Below are 882 nucleotides of genomic sequence, written 5' to 3'. Positions count from 1 at the left end.
AGCAACATGTCATTCAAGCGGACGAGACCACAGTCAATGTGGTGAGTGATGACAAAACAAAATCCTATATGTGGTTATATTGCACAGGTACTGACACGCCTGTAGCAAATAACCCATTTAAAAATATCGTACTGTATGAATATCAGCCGGGTCGTTCAGGTTGTTATCCTGCGAATTTTTTACTTAATTATACAGGTTACCTTCAAGTGGATGGTTACCAAGGGTATGACCAAACTAAAGCTAAGCTTGCTGGCTGCTGGGCACATGCACGGCGTAAGTTTGATGAAGCTGAAAAAGCGCAACCCAAAGGAAAAACGGGCAAAGCAAATTGGGCGTTGAATCATATTCAAAAACTGTATCGAATTGAAACCAGAATCAAAGATAAAACAGCGCCTGAAAAACAAGCCATCCGGAAAAAAGAGTCGGAGCCATTACTTAACCAATATAAAGCTTGGTTGGAAAAATCTTTGCTCAATACCTTACCTAAATCCAAATTAGGGGAAGCGCTCAACTACAGCCTGAATCAATGGGATAAGTTGGTTCAATATGTTGAAGATGGTCATTTGTCTATCGACAATAATCGCGCTGAGCGGGCGATTAAACCCTTTGTCATTGGCCGCAAAAATTGGCTGTTTAGCCAAACAGCTAATGGGGCCAACGCCAGTGCAATGCTCTACAGCATAGTGGAAACGGCAAAGGCCAACGGACTAATACCTTACGATTATATTAGCTATTATTTAACCCAAATCTGCAAACCGGGTTGCCAAATCGATGATTTACTGCCTTGGAATATCAAAAGCTAGGTGTAGATTGCCGGACGCTTACTTACTTTCGTTTAATAGCAACTGCTATAAAAGTGATTGTTTTACCACCGAGAAGTGA

Annotated in this window: 1 protein-coding gene; it reads left to right on the top strand. The window is 41.4% G+C overall.

All coding sequences use genetic code 11. The features are described 5' to 3' along the window. Positions 1-803 (top strand): IS66 family transposase (gene tnpC / locus CWB65_RS16935; protein ID WP_138741066.1); only part of this gene is annotated, 803 nt, incomplete at its 5' end. Positions 804-882 lie beyond the last annotated feature (79 nt).

Origin of the sequence: Pseudoalteromonas sp. S554 (assembly GCF_005930865.1) — a bacterium.
Classification (GTDB): domain Bacteria; phylum Pseudomonadota; class Gammaproteobacteria; order Enterobacterales; family Alteromonadaceae; genus Pseudoalteromonas; species Pseudoalteromonas marina.
The sequence above is the reverse complement of the archived record's forward strand: the minus strand, read 5'-3'. Positions and strand labels throughout refer to the sequence as shown.